This window comes from Peterkaempfera podocarpi, assembly GCF_042466665.1.
GTDB classification, from domain to species: Bacteria; Actinomycetota; Actinomycetes; order Streptomycetales; family Streptomycetaceae; genus Peterkaempfera; species Peterkaempfera podocarpi.
Genome location: NZ_CP162102.1, coordinates 5,963,634 through 5,984,706 on the forward strand (window position 1 = coordinate 5,963,634; position 21,073 = coordinate 5,984,706).

General features: G+C 68.1%; 13 protein-coding genes and 2 pseudogenes. 8 read left to right on the top strand and 7 right to left on the bottom strand.

Annotation, left to right across the window (positions count from 1 at the left end; genetic code table 11):
- Positions 1 to 621 precede the first annotated feature (621 nt).
- Entirely contained in the window at positions 622 to 1,041 is a 420-nt protein-coding gene (locus AB0761_RS26205; protein ID WP_377271596.1) for a hypothetical protein, read from the bottom strand.
- Between AB0761_RS26205 and AB0761_RS26210 the strand changes: the two genes are divergently transcribed.
- The 4 genes from AB0761_RS26210 (at position 1,028) to AB0761_RS26225 (ending at position 9,414) form a co-directional block, all read left to right on the top strand.
- Positions 1,028 to 4,243 (top strand): hypothetical protein, encoded by a 3,216-nt coding sequence (locus AB0761_RS26210; RefSeq protein WP_377271597.1) that lies wholly within the window; start codon positions 1,028 to 1,030, stop codon positions 4,241 to 4,243. The genes AB0761_RS26205 and AB0761_RS26210 overlap by 14 nt on opposite strands.
- 596 nt (positions 4,244 to 4,839) lie before the next feature.
- Positions 4,840 to 8,547 (top strand): ricin-type beta-trefoil lectin domain protein, encoded by a 3,708-nt coding sequence (locus AB0761_RS26215; RefSeq protein ID WP_377274332.1) that lies wholly within the window; start codon positions 4,840 to 4,842, stop codon positions 8,545 to 8,547.
- A gap of 97 nt (positions 8,548 to 8,644) precedes the next feature.
- A complete protein-coding gene (locus AB0761_RS26220; protein WP_377271598.1) occupies positions 8,645 to 9,127 on the top strand; it encodes a hypothetical protein in 483 nt (160 codons plus the stop codon).
- A gap of 113 nt (positions 9,128 to 9,240) precedes the next feature.
- A complete protein-coding gene (locus AB0761_RS26225; RefSeq protein ID WP_377271599.1) occupies positions 9,241 to 9,414 on the top strand; it encodes a DUF1963 domain-containing protein in 174 nt (57 codons plus the stop codon).
- A gap of 68 nt (positions 9,415 to 9,482) precedes the next feature.
- Here AB0761_RS26225 and AB0761_RS26230 read toward each other — a convergent pair whose 3' ends face one another.
- Entirely contained in the window at positions 9,483 to 9,707 is a 225-nt protein-coding gene (locus tag AB0761_RS26230) for a hypothetical protein (RefSeq protein ID WP_377274557.1), read from the bottom strand.
- A 316-nt stretch (positions 9,708 to 10,023) separates the two neighbouring features.
- On the opposite strand from AB0761_RS26230, the pseudogene AB0761_RS26235 reads away from it, so the two are divergent.
- Positions 10,024 to 11,190: pseudogene (locus tag AB0761_RS26235) on the top strand (recombinase family protein); the annotation flags it as partial.
- 677 nt (positions 11,191 to 11,867) lie between these two features.
- On the opposite strand, the gene AB0761_RS26240 reads toward AB0761_RS26235, so the two are convergent.
- Positions 11,868 to 13,193, bottom strand: a complete 1,326-nt coding sequence (locus AB0761_RS26240) for an ISAs1 family transposase (RefSeq protein ID WP_377271600.1) — start codon at positions 13,191 to 13,193, stop codon at positions 11,868 to 11,870.
- On the opposite strand from AB0761_RS26240, the gene AB0761_RS26245 reads away from it, so the two are divergent.
- Positions 13,180 to 13,479, top strand: a complete 300-nt coding sequence (locus AB0761_RS26245) for a hypothetical protein (RefSeq protein ID WP_377271601.1) — start codon at positions 13,180 to 13,182, stop codon at positions 13,477 to 13,479. The two genes, AB0761_RS26240 and AB0761_RS26245, sit on opposite strands and share 14 nt — an antisense overlap.
- Here AB0761_RS26245 and AB0761_RS26250 read toward each other — a convergent pair.
- Positions 13,444 to 14,355 (bottom strand): annotated as a pseudogene (locus AB0761_RS26250) (Imm21 family immunity protein); the annotation flags it as partial. The gene AB0761_RS26245 and the pseudogene AB0761_RS26250 overlap by 36 nt on opposite strands.
- 146 nt (positions 14,356 to 14,501) lie before the next feature.
- On the opposite strand from AB0761_RS26250, the gene AB0761_RS26255 reads away from it, so the two are divergent.
- Together AB0761_RS26255 and AB0761_RS26260 are read left to right on the top strand one after the other, a co-directional pair.
- Positions 14,502 to 14,894, top strand: a complete 393-nt coding sequence (locus AB0761_RS26255) for a type II toxin-antitoxin system RelE/ParE family toxin (protein ID WP_377271602.1) — start codon at positions 14,502 to 14,504, stop codon at positions 14,892 to 14,894.
- Positions 14,891 to 15,220 (top strand): helix-turn-helix domain-containing protein, encoded by a 330-nt coding sequence (locus tag AB0761_RS26260; RefSeq protein WP_377271603.1) that lies wholly within the window; start codon positions 14,891 to 14,893, stop codon positions 15,218 to 15,220. Before AB0761_RS26255 ends, AB0761_RS26260 begins: the two co-directional genes overlap by 4 nt.
- A gap of 1,600 nt (positions 15,221 to 16,820) precedes the next feature.
- Here the strand turns inward: AB0761_RS26260 and AB0761_RS26265 are convergent.
- The 3 genes from AB0761_RS26265 to AB0761_RS26275 form a co-directional block, all read right to left on the bottom strand.
- A complete protein-coding gene (locus AB0761_RS26265; protein WP_377274333.1) occupies positions 16,821 to 17,906 on the bottom strand; it encodes an integrase core domain-containing protein in 1,086 nt (361 codons plus the stop codon).
- A gap of 550 nt (positions 17,907 to 18,456) precedes the next feature.
- Positions 18,457 to 19,536 (bottom strand): DUF5937 family protein, encoded by a 1,080-nt coding sequence (locus AB0761_RS26270; RefSeq protein ID WP_377271604.1) that lies wholly within the window; start codon positions 19,534 to 19,536, stop codon positions 18,457 to 18,459.
- 5 nt (positions 19,537 to 19,541) lie between these two features.
- Positions 19,542 to 21,056, bottom strand: coding sequence for a serine hydrolase domain-containing protein (locus tag AB0761_RS26275; RefSeq protein WP_377271605.1), 1,515 nt, complete (start codon positions 21,054 to 21,056; stop codon positions 19,542 to 19,544).
- Positions 21,057 to 21,073: the final 17 nt, after the last annotated feature.

Sequence of the window (21,073 nt, forward strand, 5' to 3'; positions counted from 1 at the left end):
TGGACGGCAAAATGTCAGACATCCTTCAGCTTCAGGTGCGCAGCGGGACTGTGACGTGAACCACATTCGCAGCGTTCGTAGGCAAGCCGTGCGGCGTGTGCGATGTCCGTTTTATTGGGTCGTGGCGATATTCGACCCCTCACGAAACGGACACATCCCCCACTTGATTGGCTTACGCACTGGCCACAGCGACGGCACAGGCTATTGAGATGTACACGCGTGATCAATAGCCTCCCTGCGGATCACGCGGACGGCGCGGTCCTAGGCACGACAGCCCGTCAGGGCTGCTGGTCGGTGGGGGTTCCGCGTGAGCGGCAAACAGCATTGGTTCGCGAGCGTGCGGCACCGCGTCTGGGGACGGACACTGACTGGGGCCGCCGCGGCCACCAGCCTGCTGGCGCTGCTAGCACCCGCTGCTGTGGCTCAGGGCGTGGGCACCGGCGCGTTTCAGACCCCGAACGTCGGATTCTCCCTGTCCGCATTGCTCGGTGAGCCGGGGAAGTACCACTTCAAGGGAACCGTCTGGAACCCCAAGTCCCTCCCCGCTACTCCTCGCGTAGGTAGCCACCCGCTCAAGCCCCCGGCCCCGACGCACCCCAAGGGCTATAAAGCCCTGACCCCCTACCAGGCATCTGCACCCAAGTGGCCGGCTGCGGGCACCAGCACGCTGTCCCTGACCCGGACCGTCAACACTCCCGTGCCATCGGCAACAACCCAGGCGAGCAGCGCGCCAACCGCTGCAGCTCGCACCAAGCCAGGGACGACCTCCACTTCCGCTCCTGGCGGTTCAACCGTCGCGCGCCAGCGGACCATCCCTGTGACTGTTCCGGTGAAGGCGGCGAAGCTGCCGGTATGGGTGGCACCTGCGCCCATGACAGGGCAGCGTGCGAAGGCGAGCGGCGGCGTCGGCACGGCAGCACCAGCGAAGGTGCGGGTCGAGGTCGCTTCGCACACGCGGACGCTGCAGGCCGGAGCTGACGGGATGTTGCTCGGCGTCAGTCGTGCCGATTCTGGGGCTGGCGGGCGGGTGAAGGTGGTCATCGACTACTCGTCCCTGGCCAAGGCCTACGGCGGTGGTTTTGGTTCGCGTCTGCAGTTGGTCCAGCTGCCTGCCTGTGCGCTGACCACGCCGCAACTGGCGTCCTGTCGAACCCGGACCCCGATCGCGTACACCAACCGTGCGAGCGCGGATCAGATCACCGCCACCCTCACCTTGGGTTCCACCTCCACCAGCACGGGTCAGGTGTTGGCCCGCAGCCTGTCCGTAACGCCTGAGGCGCAGGTCGCGAGCGCTGGGGCGGTGGTGGCGGTCACGTCCGGCAGTGCGGGTTCGCAGGGTGACTACTCGGCGACCTCCCTGAACCCTTCGGGGACGTGGCAGGCCTCCGGCACGGGTGCGTTCACCTACTCCTATCCCATCGACGTCCCCGCGGCCCTGGGGGGCAACGGCCCGTCGGTCGCGCTGTCCTACGACTCGCAGTCCGTGGACGGGGAGACCTCCGCGCGCAACTCGCAGGCGTCCTGGATCGGGGACGGCTGGAGCTACCAGCCCGGCTTCGTGGAGCGCGGCTATCGACCCTGCGGGTCCCTGCTCGACTCCAGCGGCGACAAGATCCTCAAGAACTCCGGCGACCTGTGCTGGGGCGGCGACAACGCCACGCTCTCCTTCGGCTCCCACTCCGGGGTGCTTGTCCCCGACGGCGTCGACGCCAACGTGCCGGGCGAGGTCAAGCAGTGGAGGCTCCAGGGGGATGACGGCACCCTGGTCCAGGAGCTGTCCGGTGCAGCCAACAACCTGCAGGACGGCATCTACTACCGCGTTCTGACGACGGACGGCACCGCGGCGTACTTCGGCGCCGACCACGCCCCGACCCGTCCAGGCACTTTGGGAACCGCGCCGTCGGGTACACCCGACGACGCCACCACCGATGCCGCCTGGGGCGTGCCCGTCCTCCACCCGCAGGCCGGCGACCCGTGCCACGATGCGGCCAAGGGCCTGGCCTCTCGGTGCAAGGACCCTGAGGGCTGGCGCTGGAACCTCGACTTCGTCGTCTCACCCACCGGCTTCGTCCAGCGCTACGACTACACCACCGAGACCAACTACTACGACCTCGGCGGGGGCCAGGCCGCCACCGGAGACGACGGCACGCTGACCGGTTACACCCGCGGCGGCACCCTGTCCTCGATCTCCTACGGCTACACCCTCGACGATGAGAAGGCCGGACACACCCCCGCCGCCCAGGTGGCCTTCGCCTCCAAGCAGCGCTGCCAGACCACCTCGTCCTTCACCGACTGCTCGGCGGGGAACCTCACCGACACCACGGCCCCCCACTGGCCGGATGTGCCCTGGGACCTGCACTGCGACTCCACTGACAGCACCCACCTGCCCAGCGGATCCACCACGGTACCGACGGACGTCTGCATCACAGCAGGGCCGACCTTCTGGTCCACGACCCGCCTGGACACCATCACCACCCAGGTCCATGTCAAGGACGCCTCCACCGACAAGCTGATCCCCGTCGACAGCTACCAGCTCGGACAGGTCTACTCCGACGCCGGCGGCAGCGTGGACCCGGTCACCGGCACCACCGTCGACCCGGTGGACGCAGGCTCCCTGCAGTCGGTCATGTGGCTGCAATCCGTCCAGCACACCGGCAAGGGCACCTACAAGAACGGCAACAGCGACCTCACCCTGAACCAGGTCACCTTCAGCGGCACCGAGATCGACAACCGCGTCAACGACCTCTCCCCATCCGCCCCGCCGCTCTACCGCCCCCGAATCTCCTCCATCCAGACCGAGACGGGCGAGTCGATCGCCGTCGACTACAACCTGAACCCGTGCGCCGGTAAGACCCTGTCCATCGACGCGGCGGACAGCAACACCGCCTCCTGCTACCCGGTGTACTGGACCGTGCCCGGAGCGTCCAAGCCGATCGCAGACTGGTTCAACAAGACCACCGTCCACACCGTCACTGCCAAAGACTCCACGATCGCCGCCCAGTACAACCCCAACGCCAAGGCGAACCCGGCCGGATCGGAGACCCAGCTCTCCACCTACAGCTACTCCGGGGCCGCCTGGCACCGCGACGACTCCGCCCTCACCGACGACCAGTACCGCACCTGGAACCAGTTCCGCGGCTTCCGCACCGTCACCGTCCAAACCGGCATAGCCCCCGAGCCCGTCACCCAGCAGACCACCACCTACCTGCAGGGCATGGACGGCGACTACAAGGCCGACGGCACCCGCCGCTCCGTCACCGTGGACGCCAAGGTCGGCGGCGCGACCGTGCAGACGGTCACCGATGCCGACCAGCTCGCCGGGACCGCCCTGGAGAGCGACTCCTACACCGCAGCCGGCGGCAGCATCAACGCCGAAACCGTCAACGGCCCCTTCACCTTCACCACCACCGCCAGCGCCAACCAGTCCCCGTGGACCGACTGGACCCAGGACGACAACCCCGGCGAGACCAAACCCGACCTGTCCACCCTGCCCGACCTCACCGCCCGCCGCCTGAAGACCACCAGCGCACGCGGCTACACCCTGCTGACGGATGGCACCTGGCGGCAGACCCGCACCGACACCACCTACGACGACCAAGGACGCGTAGCCTCGGTCGACGCACACGGAGACGTCTCGGTACCGAGCCAGGAGAAGTGCGCCACCACCAGCTACGCGGCGCCGTCGGCTCTGAATGCGATGATGCTCTCCTACCCGGATCAAATCACCGCCGTCTCCGGGCCGTGCGGCACCGCCGCCAGCGCCACAACACTGCTGTCGGACAAGCAGATCTACTACGACAGCGACGGCACCCTCACCAATTTGGGCACCTTCGGGCAGCTCGACCAGGGCAGTCCCATTCTCCGGCCGCCGGACGGGTCAGCGCCACTCGCATCGCCACCAGTTTCAGCGGCAGCACCGAGAACTGGCAGACCACCGCCGCCATGTCCTACGACGGCGCCGGCCGGGTCACCGACTCCTACAACGCCACCGGCCAGCACACCCACAGTGACTTCACCCCGGGCTGGGGCGGGTCGGGCGGCAACACCAACCCCACCAGTTCCACCTCCACCAACCCCAAGGGCTGGCTGGTCACCTCCACCCTCGATCCGCTACGTGGGCTGCCGACCGAGAACATCGACACCAACGGCCGCAAGACCGACATCACCTACGACGCACTGGGACGCCGCACCGCCGTGTGGCTGCCCGGCCGCGACAAGGGTGCCGGTCAGAGCGCGGACATGAAGTTCACCTACTCGATCAACCCCGGCGCGGTCCCCCCGTCCGGCGGCACGACCACCCAGCCCGGCGCACCGAGCGCCGTCACCACGCAGACACTCCGTGACGACGGCACCTACTCCACCGCCGTCAGCATCTACGACGGGATGCTCCAGCCGCGGCAGTCCCAGTCCGACACACAGGGCGACGTGACCACCGGCCGGATCATCACCGACACCTTCTACGACTCCCACGGCTGGCCGACTGCCTCCTACGCCCCTCACGTGGATCCGGACAACGGCCCGTCGGCCACGCTGTATGCGGCCAACGAGAACGAAATCCCCTCCGAGACCACCACCGCCTACGACGGCCAGGGCCGCGCGATCACCAGCACCCTGTGGAAGCAAGCCATCGAGCAGTGGCACACCACCACCACGTACAAGGGCGCCGACGAGACCGACACCACCGCACCGGCCGGCGGCCCCTCCACCGCAACCTTCACCAACGCGCTCGGCCAGACCACCAGCACCGTGGTGAAGAACACCGCTGCCACCGTCACCCTGCGCGGCGGCAGCGTCATCCCCTCGGGCACCTCGCTGACCTCCGACAGCGTCCGCCTGACCATGCAGGCCGACGGCAACCTGGTCCTCACCGCACTGGCCACCGGCAAGAGCATCTGGTCCAGCGGCACCAGCGGAAACCCCGGAGCCTGGGCCCAGTTCGGCACAGACGGCAACCTGACCGTCGCCACCACCGCGGGCGTCGTGAAGTGGACCACTGGGCTGACCGCCACCACCGGCGCCACCTTCCAGATCCGCAACGACTCCACCGCAGCCGTCGTCGCCAGCGACAACACCACCCTGCTGTGGCACCAGGGCACCGCCGGAGCCGTCCCGGCCGCCAACTCCACCACCCGCTACACCTACACGCCGGCCGGACAGGTCGACACCATCAAGGACAGTGCCGGGAACACCTGGTCCTACACCTACAACCTGCTCGGCCAGAAGACCTCCCAGACCGACCCGGACACCGGCACCACCACCTTCGACAAGTACGACACGCTGGGCAACCTGCTGCAGACCACCGACCCGCGCGGCCAGGTGCTGTCCTACACCTACGACTGGGACAACCGCGTCACCGCCGAATACGCCGCGGCGTGGTCGGCCACCCCCGACCCAACCAAGGAACTCTCCTCCCGGGTCTACGACACCCTCGCCAACGGCTACCCCACCTCCTCCACCCGCTACGTCGGCGGAGCCTCCGGCAAGGCGTACACCCAGGCCGTCACCGGCTACAACACCGCCTACCAGCCGCTGGGCACCACGCTCACCATCCCAGCCGCAGACGGATTCGCCGCAGCCGGCCAGACGACCGCACCCGCCAGCGGCACCGTCACCTACACCACCAACGCCACCTACACCCCCACCATCGGGTTGCTGGCCACCAACGTCTACCAAGCCGACGGAAACCTCCCGGCCGAGTCCGTCGGCTACGGCTACACCCAGAACGGGAACCTGGACGGCTTCGGCGGCGCGATCAGCCTCTCCAACCTCCCCGTCTACCTCGACATCACCGTCCATGACGAGTTCGGGCGGATCGAGCAGGCCAACTACGGCCCCACCAGCAAGGAACTGGCCGTCTTCGCCCAGTACGACCCCACGACCGGCCGCACCATCCAGACCAGCAGCATGCTGCAGCCGGCCAAAACCGCCGTGGACGTCGTCAACTACCGCTACAACCAGGCCGGCGAGATCACCGCGATCGACGACCTGCAGAACAACACCACCCACGACACCCAGTGCTTCACCTACGACTCCCTCCAGCGCCTGACCGCCGCCTGGACGGACACCGCAGGAATCAACAGCCCCGCCAGCGCCCCTGTCGGAGCCGTCGGCGGCTGCACAACCTCCGCCGTCAAAACAACCACCACGGCGCCGATCACGACCACCACCGTCGGCGGCCCCGCCCCCTACTGGCAGACCTACACCTACGACCTGCTCGGCGACCGCACCGGCATGGTCAACCACGACACAAGCGGCAACGCACTGAGCGACACCACCCAGGCCATCGCCTACACCGGCACCGACGGCACCACCCCCGCCACCCTCCCCAACCAGGCCGGCACCACCACCACCACCAACCCCGCACTGGGCACCGCCACCCAGACCCCCACCTACACCGACCCTGCCTACTCCAACAAGAACGCCGGCAACACCATCAGCCGGAAGACGAGCACCACCGGTCCCCTGGCCACCGGCTTCACCCTCTCCGGCGGCGGCAAACTCTGCATCGACGACGCCTCCTCCTCCACCACCCCCGGCAACAAGATCCAGGTCTACACCTGCAACAACACCACCGCGCAGAGCTGGACCGTCGGCACCGACGGCACCGTCAAGGTGCTCGGAATGTGCCTGGACACCACCAGCAACGCCACCACCGCCGGCACCCTGGTGGTGATCGACACCTGCAGCAGCGACGCCACCCAGAAGTGGAAGGCCACCACCACCGGCACCCTGGTCAGCAACGCCAACACCGCGATGTGCCTGACCGACCCCGCCGCGAACGCCACCAAGGGCACCCAGATCACCCTCGCCACCTGCGGCAGCACCGGCCAGACCTGGACCACCATCGGCACCGGCGCCCTGCCCCCCGGCCAGACCCAAACCCTCACCTACGACGCCGAGGGCCGCACCGCCACCGTCGCCACACCCTCCGGCACCACCACCAACACCAGCAAGTACCTCTACGACGCCGACGGCAACCTCCTCGAGCAGACCAGCACCGTCGGCACCACCGACAAGACCCGCATCCTCTACCTCTTCGGCGGCGCCGAACAGATCACCCTCAACGTCGCCGCCAAGACCTGGACCGGCCTGCGCAACTACACCGGCCCCGACGGCACCGTCATCACCCGCTCCAGCAGCGGCACCGTCACCTACCAGGTCGCCAACGCCCAAGGCACCGCCACCACCGCCATCGACGCCAGCACCCTCGCCGTCACCCGCCGCTCCTACGATCCCTGGGGCAACCCCCGCGGCGCCAAACCCAGCACCTGGATCGCACCGGACGAAAACCACGGCTTCCTGGGCCAACCCACCGACACCACCACCGGCCTCAACCTCCTCGGCGCCCGCAACTACGACCCCACCCTCGGCCGCTTCCTCACCCCCGACCCCCTCTTCGAAGCTGGCGACCCCAACCAAATGGGCGGCTACACCTACGCCGCCGACAACCCCGCCACCGGATCCGACCCCACCGGCTTGTGGAGCTTCGGAAGCCTCGCCGCTGCAGCCATTAGTGCCACACAGTCTGCGGCTAGTGCAGTTTCCACAGCCGCTACCAGCATGCCTGACCCCACTGCCACGTCCAGCGGCAACACTGTCACAGTGGACGGATACTCAGTGGGCGGGATATCCGATACTGGAAAGTTCGTCAACAACTACAATTCTGCGCTACAAAGCCATCTCTCCAATTTTGGAAATAGCCTAACCGTCCAGGATCTCAGGACGCAGATCGCAGCCTCCCTGACAGAAGCTTGCTGGGATGACGAAACCTGCGCGGATTCAAAGGAAACGCGCGGATCTCTCAACGACCTCTACTGGGCAACTCAAGAGAAGATCGTGGGCTGGGACCGCGCACCCGGAGAGGACATACAGACTGCCCCCCGCGTGAGTTCGGAAGAGGCGGCTGCTGCGGCATCGGTCAGCGCCACGGCAGCTGCCGTTCGAGCAGCTGAATCTGATGCGGCTGATATGGCTGCCGCCAAGCGGGCCGGCGAACAAGCTCGGGCGGAGGCCGCCGATGCTGAAGCCGCCAAACCGGCATCGCCTGAGACCGGGGCCTCAGGCGCAGCATCCGGGTCACACGGAAGGGGGGTGACAGCACGGGGGAATCCCGGAGCCAAGTCGAGACCTGCCTACATTGCCAAGGAATCGGCCCCTGCCGGCTGGACCCCTGCAGGCCAGGCGGCGCGAGGTGATGAATTGGCTCGAAATGCGGCAGTCGAGAATCGGACTGCGAGAACTGCCGCTCGTTCGTATGCCTCTGGATATCACGTTGATACTGGCGAAATTGCTGTTGCGTCGTCTGGGCCGGGAATCACTCTATGTGGCGCTAGTTTCTGCGCCGAGGGAAATGTTGTCCAGGCGTTGGGGGGAGATTGGACAAAGGTTCGATTTGGCATGGCCTTCGTGGCCGAGAGGCTCGAGACCGGAGAGTTTGCAGCGACCGGAAAGTACGTCTGTGATGAGTGCGCGGTCGACTATGTGAGGTCGTCATTCGGGCCGAATGTCGCTGGACGGCCGGACGGGCCGTGGTACAAGCGTCCTTGACTGGCTCAAGGGACACTGATTCGGCCGTCGATATGACGTTTGGGGCCGCTCTGCTAACCTAGCCTGGTCTGGTGTCTTTCATGGAGGCTGGGTTCCGGTGAGTCTTGCGCGTGCAGAAATCGAGCGATGTGATTGGGATTCTATCGAATGCGGATGTGGGCGGTCGGCGCGACATCTCGCCGAACTGCTCGAATCTCTGATCGAGGGAAGTGCGGGGGCGGGTGCGATCCGAGCCCTGGATGATCACGTGTTTATCCAGTCAAATTTGATGGCGCCTGCACCGGCTGTCTGTTCTGTGGCCATGGCCATGCTGGCTGATGGAGTATCCGTCAATCGGATTGATGATGTGTTGTGGCTGATTCTCTGGCTCGCCGCCGGGGAGGAGGATGGTGATTCGATCGAAGCAAGTCGCTACTGGCAATGCGTCGAGCGCATTCGCGATGGATTGTGGCTCATATATCGAGAACTTTTTGACGCTCGCAGTGCGGCGGCGATTGGATATGCGAACGATATTTTGGAAATAATTGAATGGGATCCCATGAGATTGCAGTCGTATCGAAGGATCTGCGGGCTGGAGTGAACATGGCAGATGGGCCTACAGGAATGGAAGGCCCGCATGGCCGAGTGATGTATGCGGAGTCGGGGTGCGGGCACAGGCGCATTCGGCGAGCGGATGGCAGCTGACTTGCCGCCATGTCACGGGACGAGATGGCAGGAAAATCGATGCTTCTGCCAGCGCAGTTCGGCAGCGACAGCGACGCCGGGATGCTGTGGAAAGACTGCAGCGTGCTGTATTGGTTGATCCGACCCGAGGATCTGACGGCACGGCGTTTCGAGAAGGCGATTTTCACATGGCAGCGCTGCTGATTGTCGGCACTGCCGTCGGTGGCGGTCGTCCAGGGCGTCGGCGTAGTCGGGTGACGTCCGGTTTGTGATCAAGTCAGGCCGAGGAGAGCGGGCGGGCGGCGGGGGTCACGGGCGTTGCGGCGAAGGCCGGCGGCGATGTTCTTCGCGTCGGCTGCTCGCAGAGCTCCGATGGCGAGGTTGCGCCAGGTGGCCATGGCGCGGGGTGCGTTGCCGGTCCGCAGCTGGGAGGCGTCTTCGGCGAAGGTGGTGTCCCGGACGTGGTGCAGGGCCTCAGTCCGCTCCGCAGACTGCACCTATGGGTAGTCAACACGCGGGTCACGGTCCGATAATCGGCCGTGAGGGGTTGCTGCGGCTGGTCGAAGTGGTTGAGCGGCTGCGTTCCCGTGAGCGGGAAGAGGGTGCGTCGTCGTGGACGACGGAGAGGGCTGCTGCCCCAGACGTTAAGGTGGGGACGGCAGCGGTGCGGTGGGCGGACCTGCCGGAGGTAAGCCGTGTTGCGGCCGTTCACTGGCTGGCGGTGATGGCGGGGGCGAAGCTGCGGGTGGGATGTGCCCCGGCGGTGACGGTGCCCCCTGCGACTGCGGCGGACGGTGAGCCATGGCCGCCGTGATGCCGTGGGAGCGACTGGGCGCGAAGGTGACCCGCGAGCAGACTGATCGCCTCGCGGTCGTGTATGTGCGGCAGTCGACCCGTCAGCAGGTTCTTGACCACGGTGAGTCGACGCGGCTGCAGTACGCGTTGGTGGACCGGGCGGTCGCGTTGGGCTGGACCGTGCCACGGGTGATGGTCATCGATGAGGACCTGGGAAAGTCGGGGGCCAGTGCGGTGGATCGGACGGGGTTCCAGCGTCTGGTCACTGAGATCTCTTTGGGGCACGTCGGTCTGGTACTGGGCATCGACATGTCACGGCTGGCCCGCTCGGGCAAGGACTGGTACCAGTTGATCGAGCTGTGCGCGCTGTCCGGCGCCCTGCTCGCGGACACCGACGGCGTGTATGACCCGGCTCAGTACAACGATCGGCTGCTGCTTGGCCTGAAGGGGTCAATCTCGGAGGCGGAACTGCACCTGATCAAGCAGCGGATGCAGGCCGGACGGGTCAACAAGGCCCGCCGCGGGGAGATGGCGATCGCCCTGCCGATCGGCTACTGGCGCCGCCCGAGCGGGGAAGCGGTCCTGGACCCCGATGAGCAGGTCCAGTCCGTGGTGCGGCTGGTCTTCGCGAAGTTCACCGAGCTGGGCAGCATCCAGGGCGTGGTGCGCTATCTGGTGGAGAACGGCATCGAGATGGGCGTGCGGGCCCGGTCGGGTCCGTTCAAGGGCGAGATCCAGTGGAAGCGCCCAGCCCGCGCCACGGTCACCTGCATGCTCAACAGCCCCATCTACGCGGGCATCTACGTCTACGGGCGGCGACGCTTCACCGCGACAGGACAGATGCCGGGGCGGCCCGGCACAGGACGGCGGGTGCGCGACGAGGACGAGTGGATCGCACGGATCGAGGGGGTGCTGCCCGCCTACATCACCGTCGAGCAGTACCGGTCCAACCTTGCCCGGCTGGCAGCCAACGCTCCGCACGCTGACACGCCCGGCGCGGTGCGCTTCGGACCGGCCCTGTTGGCCGGGCTGCTGCGTTGCGGACGGTGCCGACGGCGGATGACCGTGTCGTATCACGTGGATGGAGGCAAGGCCCGAATCAGTTACAACTGCACCGGTGCCCGGGCCGAGTGGGGCGGGCCCAACTGCCAGCAGGTGATCGGCCGCTGTCTCGATGCCCTGGTCGCCGACCAGATCCTGGCCGCCGTGGCGCCCGGAGCACTGTCGGTGAGCGTGCACGCGGCCGAACAGGTCCTGCGCGACCGCGAGGCCTTGGCCGAGATCTGGGACCAGCGCCTGGAACGCGCTCGGATCGAAGTTGACCGAGCCCACCGCTGCTATCGGCTTGCCGAGCCGGAGAACCGCCTGGTCGTGCGCCACCTGGAGAAGGACTGGGAAGAAGCGATGACCGCCCACCAGCACCTGGTCGAGGAGCACGGTCGGTTCTTGAACACCACCCCGCCGGATCTGAGCGCGGCGGACAAGGCCGCTCTGGCCGCTGCTGCAGCCGACCTGCCAGCCTTATGGGCCGCGCCGAGCACTACCGATGCCCAGCGTAAGGAGGTGATCCGCGCCGTTGTCGAGGAAGTCACCGTCGCTGTTCGCGGGAAGAGCGAACTGGTCGATGTGACACTGCGCTGGGCCGGGGGGATCACCACGCAGGCCCTGGTCCGCCGCCCCATCCAGTACTGCGAGCACCTCAGTTACTACCCGCAACTGGCTGCACGGGTCCTGGAACTCGCTGACCGGGGACTGCACCCTGCCGCGATCGCTGAGCAGGTCACCGCCGAGGGCTTCCGTCCGGCCCGCAATGACGGCCCCATCCGCTACCGGCTCGTCTCGCAGATCCTGCGTCGCCACGGTCACCCCATCACCTTCGCCCGTGCCCCGCTGCCCGTCGATCCCGCCGAAGCGCCGGCCGAGCACGAGTGGTGGCTGCCCGACTTGGCCGCCGAACTCACGGTCACCACCGGAACTATACGAAACTGGCGCAAACAAGGACTCCTACACGGACGCCAGGAAACCCGTCCGCCCCACCGCTGGATCATCCACGCCGACCCCGCGGAACTCACCGCCCTACGCGTACGCTTGGAACGCGTACGCGGACGCACCACTCGCGTGCACCCGCGCTTCAGCGACGACCCGGCACTTCGCCTCCCACAGGCGCAGTCTGCTTGACAAATCTCGACCTGCCAGTGGTCTTTGATCAGTTTCGCGAGTTGGGTGGGGCTGGCCTGCTCGGCGGTCAGGCTGGTGACCGCGTAGACGGTCTTGAAGGTGGTCTTGCCGGTCTTGCGGTCGGTGCGGCGGCGCTTGACCTGGACGGCCTGACGGGCGCCGGGGAAGAGCAGGTTGTCCACAGTGGCGACCTTGATCCGGCGGATCTCCGACCGGCCGTGACCCACCCCCTTCACCCGGCCCTGGAGCGGAATGTCCTTCCAAGGAAGGGACTTCAGCTGTTTGCGCAGCTTCTTCTGGTTGCCCTTGGCGATCACGATGTAGTGGGCCTCGCGGCCGAGGAGGTACTCGGCGTGCTCGCGCTGGGTGTGGAGAGCATCGGCGGTGATCACCGTCTCGGCAAGGTCCGCGACCGCATCCAGCAGCGGCTGGAAGCGCGTGACCTCGTTCGTCTTCTCGGCCACGTCCAGCTGGGCCAGGACGGCGCCGGTGGTGTGCTCCAGCGCGGCAAGAAGGTGGATCTTCCGGCCCCTTGCCTTGGCGGCGCCCCGCAGACTCTTGCCGTCCACGGCCAGAGCGCGAAGCCCGGAGGTCTTCGGGCGGCGGTCGGCGAGCCAGCGGCCCACCGCCCGGTCCAGCGCGTCGCCGTCAACACGGGCCAGCAGTCGGCGGACCGTGGTCTCCGACGGCAGGGCCCACCAGGGCTGGAGCGGGTCGGGCCGTATGTCGAGCCGTTCGAGTACGTGCGCAGGAGCATCGGCGATCCACTCGCCGACCGCCAGCAGCGAGGTTGCACCGGCCAACACGGCACAGGCGGTCAGGGCGAGCACGGCGGCAAGAGCGTGGCGTACGCCGCGCGGGTCGCGCGGGTCCGGCACCTCGGCCAGCCGCTCCAACAGGCCCGGAAACGTCGACGGGGACGCCACCACCATCGCGTTCCTCGGACGGATCGACGGCTCCCGGCGCATCATCCTGGTCGACTCGGCCACGGCCCGGGTGGCGGGATACACCGCGCCCATCCCGGACGCCGACACCAACGGCCACAGCTTCGACTACGTCGTCCTCTCGCCGGACCACCTGGGCTGGTACAGCTACGCAGGACACGCCGTGCACGTCGTCCCCCGCTCCGACCCGGGGGCGGCAGCGGTCGAGGTGACCCCGGGCGCTCCCGAGTGGACCGGGGGCGGCAGAAGCGCGGCCTTCGTGCGCCTCGTAGGGGAGTGCCTGTCCGTCGTGGACGGCGTCGAAGAGCACCACCGGCTCGGTCACTCTCCAGGTGACGCCGTCCTCCCATGAGAGATGGGGGAGGTGTCGGTGCACCAGGGTCGGGACGTCGACGCCGTCGTCCACGCCGAGCAGGCGGACCAGGAGCCTTTGGCGGGGGAGGGTGGTGGTGGCGGGGTCCTCACCCAGGACCACTGCCTGCAGTCCTTCGGTGTCCATGACGCCCACCAAGTCGTCGACGGTGCAGGCCCGGCCGTAGTCGCCCTCGTCGTGCGGCCAGTTGGGGGGTGCGCCGCGCCAGGTGGCGCAGGCGGACTCGGGGACGAGGACCAGGGGCCCGCCGAGCGAGGTGACCCAGTCCGGTTCGGCCCCGGGCTCCCCCTGCGGGACGGTTGGATCGGCGTGCTCGCGTACATGGTCGGGTGCTTGGTGAACGGCGGTGTCAGGTGCTGCCGGACAGGGGTTGTGCCCGCAGAAGGTGGGGACCGCACGGGGCTGCGGGGCCAGGGCCTGTCGCAGTCGTGTGATGGTGGTGTGCCATTCGTCGGACTTCGGGGAGTGCTGCCACTCGTCCGCCAGTTCGCTGTCCGGGCCGAGGACCCGGTTCAGCGCTCGGGCTGCGAGCGGGGCGATGCCGTCGGGCAGTACGCCGAGGTCGGGAGCGTTCGGCACGCGGGTGCCGGGGTCGAGGGTCGCGCGGACGAGTGCTGCGGCGGCCACGGCTTCCTGGGCGAGGTCCATGTCCAGGTCCCCGACCTCTTCGACCGTGCGGGTCAGTACGGCGGTGAGTGCGCCGGCGCGCTGCGCCAGCGGTAGCGTGTCGAGGTCGCAGACGAAGTCACCTGCGGTGTCGTTCGCGAACGGCCCGGTTGCCCACGTCCCCATCGGCACGCCCTCCTCATCGTGTCTGCTGATCGCGACCGTGATCCTGGCAGGCCGCACTGACATCGCAGATGGGTGGTCGACTGTGTGCTGCACGGGCGACGTCCGCGGCAGAGGGCGCGTGCCTCTTGATCTGCGGGTTTCGTGACGAGGGGTGGCGCGGGATGTCGACCCTCTGGCGGTGTCATTAGGCCTGGGTTATATTCGTTGGTGTGGCGTGGGAGATCGTGCTGCTGGAGCCGGTGGACGAGTGGTTCCTGGAGCTGTGCGGGTCCGATCCGGGTACGGCGGTGCTGGTGGAGCGTGCGCTGGACCGGTTGTCCGAGGCGGGGCCGGCGCTGGGACGGCCGCTGGTCGACACGCTGACCGGGAGCAGCCTGCCGAATCTGAAGGAGCTCCGGCCCGGCTCTCGAGGGCGCAGTGAGCTGCGGCTGCTGTTCGTCTTTGACCCGGATCGGGAGGCGATCTTCCTGGTTGCGGGAGACAAGGCCGGCCGATGGTCGCGCTGGTATCCGGAGGCGATCGCCGTAGCGGAGCAGCGCTACGCGGCCTACCGCGAGGAGAAGGCGGAGCAGGAGCAGCAGACGAAGGAGGAGAGGCGATGAGTCCGGCGCGCCGTTGGCAGGATGTGAAGGCGGAGGCCCACCGACGCCACCCGGAGATGGCCGACCCGGAGCTCCAGGCCCGGGCAGACGCCGAGCTGGATGCCCAGGTCGCGGGGTTCCACCTGAGCGAGCTGCGCAAGATGGTCGGCAAGACCCAGGCCGAGGTAGCGGCCCTGGTGGGTGTCTCGCAGTCGCGGATCTCCCAGATCGAGAACGGGGACATCGAGGCGATGGAACTGGAGACGTTGCGGGCCTACGCCGCGGCGCTGGGCGGCCGTGTGGATGTGACCGTCAGCATCGGCCCCCACGCGGTCAAGGTCGCCTGAGGCGCCGGAGTACGTGGGAGGGGGCAGCCCCGGTCGTGACGCCGTGCTGCCGCGACGTCATCCAATTCGGGCGGCCGGCGGTGCCTCGGTTTCGCCCTTTGCGCGAGCATTCGGTGAGCGGACGACGACGGACTGCCCGTCACGCCTCGTCATGAGACGGCAGAGAAAACGATGCTATGTCGGACAAACAGTTCCCGTGGCGGACCGGATGACACGGACCGTCACGGGAGCGGTAGCGCTTACAAAGCAGGGGTCGGCGGTTCGAAACCGTCTGCGCCCACCCTTGCAGGCCTCTGACCTGCGGTTTTGCCGGAAATCGGGCTAGAAATCACAACCTCTCGCCTCTGCCTTTACTGCAGGTGAGCGAGGTTTTGGGGCGGGCTTCGGCGCCCTGATCGGATGCCGCTGACCTGCGGCTTTGTTGATGGGTTGCGTGTCGCGCGAGCCGCCTTCCCTCCTGCGTGAGCATTCGGTGAGCGGGCCCGCTGACAATGCGTCAGATGATCGGTCCGGGTGGCCGGATTTGTTGCCTTTAGGGGTCTCTTGCGCGAGTGCTATCCCAGCCCGTGCGGGGCGGGATCGGTGTGGATCGGGAGGCTCGCCGGTGCCTCGCCTGGGTCAATCCTGGGGCTGGCGCCCGATGCCGTCGGTGCGCCGGGGCTCCTCGGGTCAAGCCTGGCGCGTTCGCCGGCGCCGCCGCGCTGGTCCAGGCCCGCTCCGAGGGCTCTTTCACCCCGGCCCACGACGCGTTCTGGGCGGCTGCCCGCGGCTCGCACGGCGAGCGCGGGGGCACCCGGGCCCTGATCGAGGTCCTGCTGCTGCACCGGCAACACGCGCGGGCCGCCCGGCGGGCCCCTGCCGGCGCGCGGTCCGGCACGGGGGACTGCCTGGCGGGCGAGCCAAGCTCCAGGGTTGCCCCGGGGAACTTCAAACCGGCGACCTCTCAAGGCATGGAGCAGTTGCCGCGTACCCGCATGACGGGGGTCTGCCTGCGTGGCTCGGTGGCCTCGGCACTGCCTCGGTCTGCTGGTGGTAGGCCTTGCGCTCGGCGGGTGCCGTCTGCAACGGCATCGGCGTATCCCGCAGCCCGGTCGGCGTTCTGTCATGTATGGGGAAGACGGTGCGTCATTATCCCGTTTGCGAGTGAGTGTGGCGGTTCGCATCCCGTTGGCCCATGAGTGCCGAACGATGTCGTTCGGGAGGCTTGATCCGAGGATGTCTGGCGGCTAAATCTGGACAACCGAGACTGTGATCTAGGTCATAGTTGATCTTCTTCGTGTTGTCTCTTGACTGCGTTCATTCACATAGTCAACCCTCGACCTTCACGTACCAGTGATCGTGAAAGGTTCAATCATGCGTCCGCCCATGTTGGGTGGGGCGCGTGGGGGGGTGGGTCAAGCCGCTGGCAGTATCGGTGCTGACCTTCCTGCTCGCGGCCTCGCCGTTGCCGTCGATTGGTTCGTCTTCCGCTTGGGCTGACACACAGGAGACTTTGACGGAGGCCCAGCAGGACTTGGCTCAGGCTGCTGCGTCCGGTCAGCGGGTCGAGGTGGTGGGGGAGCGGGACACCCTGTGGGGCTCGGAAAGTCGTCTCTGCAGGTCAAGCCGCGTATCGGTACTCGTTAATGACGCCGCCGAGGATGCGGGTCCGCAGGAGTCTGCGGCCTTCGAGCTCGTGCATCGCGATGGGCTGTTGGTCGGCACCCGGAGGTAGTTGGTTGCGGGCCCGGTGGGGGCGGTGCTCGTTGTAGTGCCGCTGGTAGGTGGCCAGGGCGTGTCGGGCATGGGCCTCGTTCATGATGAGGACGTGGTCGAGGGCCTCGCGCCGGATGCTGCCGATCACCCGCTCGCAGTGGGCGTTCATCCGAGGGGCCCGCGGCGCACTCTTGAGGATCTCCATCTCCTCGGCTTCGGAGACAGCGTCGAAGGACTGGCCGTACTTGCCGTCGCGGTCACGTAGCAGGAAGCGCAGGGACTCGATGCGTGTGCCGAGGTCGGCGGCGAGGTTCCGGGCCTGTTGTTCCGCCCAGTCCCAGGTGGGGTTGGCGGTGACGCCGGTGATGTGCAGGCGTCGGGTGCCGTGTTCGAGGAGCGCCAGCGCGTACAGGCGCCTGCCGCGTGCGGGGTCGAGATGGAAGAAGTCGACGGCGATGATGCCCTGGGCCTGGTTGGTGAGGAATTCTCGCCAGGTCGGGCCGGTACGGCGCGGGGCCGGATCGATGCCCGCTGCGTGGAGAATCTCCCAGACCGTGGAGGAAGCGATCGGGTGCCCGAGACGGGCCAGTTCGCCCTGGATCCGCCTGTGGCCCCACTGTGCGTTCTCGCGAGCGAGCTGCAGGACCAGCTTCTTGAGCGCCGCCTTGGTCGGCGGGCGTCCGGTGCGGGCGCGTCGGGCGCTGTAGTCCCACTTCGCGGCGATGAATCTGCGGTGCCAGGCCAGCAGGGTACTGGGCGTGACCGGGAAGACCTCGCGCCAGCGGTACCGGGGTATCAGGCTGGTGAGTGCGGCCTGCCAGAACCGGTCTGCGGGCTCGTAGCGGACCGGGCCGGCGATCTGACGACGTAGCACCGCATTCTCGTGGCGGAGCACGAGTAACTCTGCTTCTTTGGAGGTGTCGCGGCGCAGCAGCACTCCGGGGACGGACAGCAGCTTGCGGGCTACCTTGTACAGCATCGAGAGGATCACGGCGGACATGGTCCCAGCCGAGAACGCTCTACGTCCCGACCTGCGGCGATGACTTTACGAGCCCCACAAGATATCGTGCGCGAACGAGCATTGATCACTGCTTCCTCCTTGCAGTTGGAGTACGCCCATGACGTTTGTTGATGTTGAGATCGCCTGAGCGCTGTGGTCGCAAAGCGGGTCTGCACCACTGACTGCTCGTCGGCGAAGTGGAGGTCGACCAGCTCGTCGGCAGCACTCGCGTGATCGTGGAGGGGACGAGGCCCAGCCGCTCGGAGAGAGCGGTTCGGGAGAGGGGCCCCTCGGTCAGGACCAGGGTGAAGATCTCGGACCTGGTCCGCTCTCCGGCCAGGTCCGCGACCTCGATCCGTGGCCCCATCGCCACACCCCCACTCTCGCGCGGTTCAGTTGACGCTGAAACCGGGTGTCGTCGACGAGTCGAAGAAGGACGCTGCTGAACGCCGTCGTCGAGGCCGGCAGATACCCCATGCCCCGACAGTCCCCCTGATAGACACCCAGCAGGAGAGCCACATTTGCCCCGGCGTCGGCCGGGTCAGCGGCGCATGGTGTCGAGGAGATCCAGGCCGAGGCGGCTGAGGGCCTCGGTGTTGAGTGAGTAGAAGACGAGTCGGCCCTCGCGCTCGCGGTGGACGAGGCCGGTGTCACGGAGTCGGCGGAGGTGGCGGGAGACCTGGGGTTCGGTCATGCCGGTGTTGGCGGCGATGTCGACGGTGGTGGCCGGTTCGCGGACCACGGCGCGGCAGACGGCGAGCCGGTTGGGGTCGGTGAGGGCCTTGAGGCGTTCCTGGACCTGGGGGAATGCCGGTTGGGCGGTCTGCCGCACGAGGGGGAACTGGATACTCACCGGCAGGCCCGGCTGGTGCTTGATCACCAGATGGGGGGCGCCGTGGGCCGACGGCAGGAGCAGCAGCGGGCGGTCGCCCAGCCGGATCACGGCCTGGTACAGCTTGTCGAAGACGAGCCGGTGCGGCTGCTGGAACTCACTGATTCCGGGCGCGAGGCTGCTCAGCGCACCGAGCTCGCGGTTGTGCAGGTCGAGCCGGCGCGCGTGCAGTTCCGCCTGGAGGGCGGGCCGGTGACGGGCCCACAAGGTCTGGAAGACCTGTTCGGCGAAGGTGCGCAGAAATCCGACCAGCCGGTCGCGGAAGCCGCTCGGGTCGTCGGCAAGCCGCTGGGCCAGGGCGTGCCGGTGCGGGGAGGCGTGCCGGGCTGCCTCCAAGAACCGCCGCCGCGCCCATTCCTCGCGCAGCGGTCCGGCGGGGGTGCACTCGCGCCGTCTGCCGAGGATGGCCGCTGCCGTCATATCGACGAAGTCGCCCATGCCCAGGGCGGCGATCCTGGCCATCTCGGTGTCGAGGTCCTCGGCGGCCCCGCCGACGGTGGGGTAGAAGTACTGCGCGCGCAGTGCCCCGTACAGCGGTGCCCACTCGTCGCAGCCTGCGACCAGCTCGGCCGGGGCCTCGGCCCTGGTGCTGGCCGCCCACTGGCCGCTGGCCGGGTGGTGGTCCGGGTCGGCGAGCGCGTGCAGGGTCGCGCACAGCTCGGCGAGGGGGGAGAGGCGCACCTGCACCTGCTCCCGACGCACGCCTTCGAGCAACAGGACGACCGGCATGGCCGTCAGCTTAGGTCACGGTCGGCGGGGCTCCGCCGGGCCCTCACGGTCGGCATCGTGCAGGGCCCGGTGTTGACGTTGACGCTGCGGTCGAGCGCCACCCGGTCCTGGTCGAACCGGCACACCACGGTGTCCGTGAAGGGCGAGCCCGCGAAGCGCCAGGTCAGTTTCAGCACCGTGGGCGCGGTCCAGCGGGCCTCGCCGACCACCAGCGACTCGGCGGGCTGGTAGGAGTGGTGCAGGCGCCACCGGGTGACCGTGGTCATCCCCTCCAGCGGCTGGCCGAGGCCGCACCGTACGACATGGGCGCCCCGGTCGTCGGTGAGGCGGATCTTGCAGACACCGTCCTCGAAGCGGAAGGCGATCCGGCTGAGCCCCTCCTCATTGGGTTCGCAGGCGTAGCTGCCACCGAGCCCGGGTGCAGGGTCGACCCCCGCGCCGGGATCCTTCGGCCGGCCGGTACGGGCCAGCTGCTCCTCCAGTCGGCCATCGACGGTGCCCCGCCCCTGCAGCGCGGGCAGCAGGTGCTCGGCCACCAGGTCGGGCAGGCCGCGGTGCCGCCAGCCTCCCATCGCCCCGGTCACCGCCACCACGGTGTCGTGCCCGGGGAGCACGAAGCAGTACTGACCGAAGATCCCGGCGGCGTAGTACGAGGGCCCGGGGCCGAGCCACAGCTGGTAGCCGTACCTCTCCTCCGCGCCGCCCACGCCGTCCTCCGTACGGACGAACGCGCTGCCGTTCCACGTTCCGGCGACCGCCCGGTCCACATGCGGCGCCGACGCCTGCTCGGCCCAGCCGGGTGGCAGCACCTGCTGTCCGCCCCAGCGGCCGCCCCGCAGGTGCAACACCCCGTAGGCCAGGAAGTCCTGGGCGCGTAGCGAGAGGCCGTTGCCGCCGGTGCTGATGCCCTCCGGGTCGCTGTCCCAGGTCCAGCCCCGGTAGCCGAGCGGCTCGAAGAGGCGCGGGGTGAGGTAGTCGGCGACCGGCTCGCCGGTTGCGCGCTGGACGACCGCCGACAGCATGTGGCTGGTTGCGCTGGAGTAGGTGAAGCGCTGTCCCGGCGGTTCGGGCACCGGCTCGGCCAGGAAGGCCTGCACCCAGCTGGTGTCCAGCAGCCGCCAGGTGGCCCCGGACACTCCGGCCGTGTGGCCGGTGCGCATGGTCAGCAGGTCGCGTACGGTCATGGCCCGCAGGTGGGGGCCGACTCGCGCCGGCAGGTGCTCGGGGAAGAAGTCCGTGACCCGGTCGTCCAGCCGCAGCCGTCCCTCCCCGAGGGCGAAGCCGGCCGCGGTGCCCGTGAAGCTCTTGGTCGCGGAGTGCAGCATATGCGGCAGATCGGCGCGGAACGGCCACCACCAGTGGGCGAAGACCGTCCGTCCACCACGGTGGATCAGCAGACTGGTGAGCGGCATCTCGCGCTGCTCCAGCAGGCGCAGGAAACCGTGGATCCCGGCGGCGTCCACCGCGCCGGTGTCGCAGATCCAGGGGGCATCCGGAGGGCAGCGCCGCGGGGCGGGCATGGCGGGTCCTTTCGGTC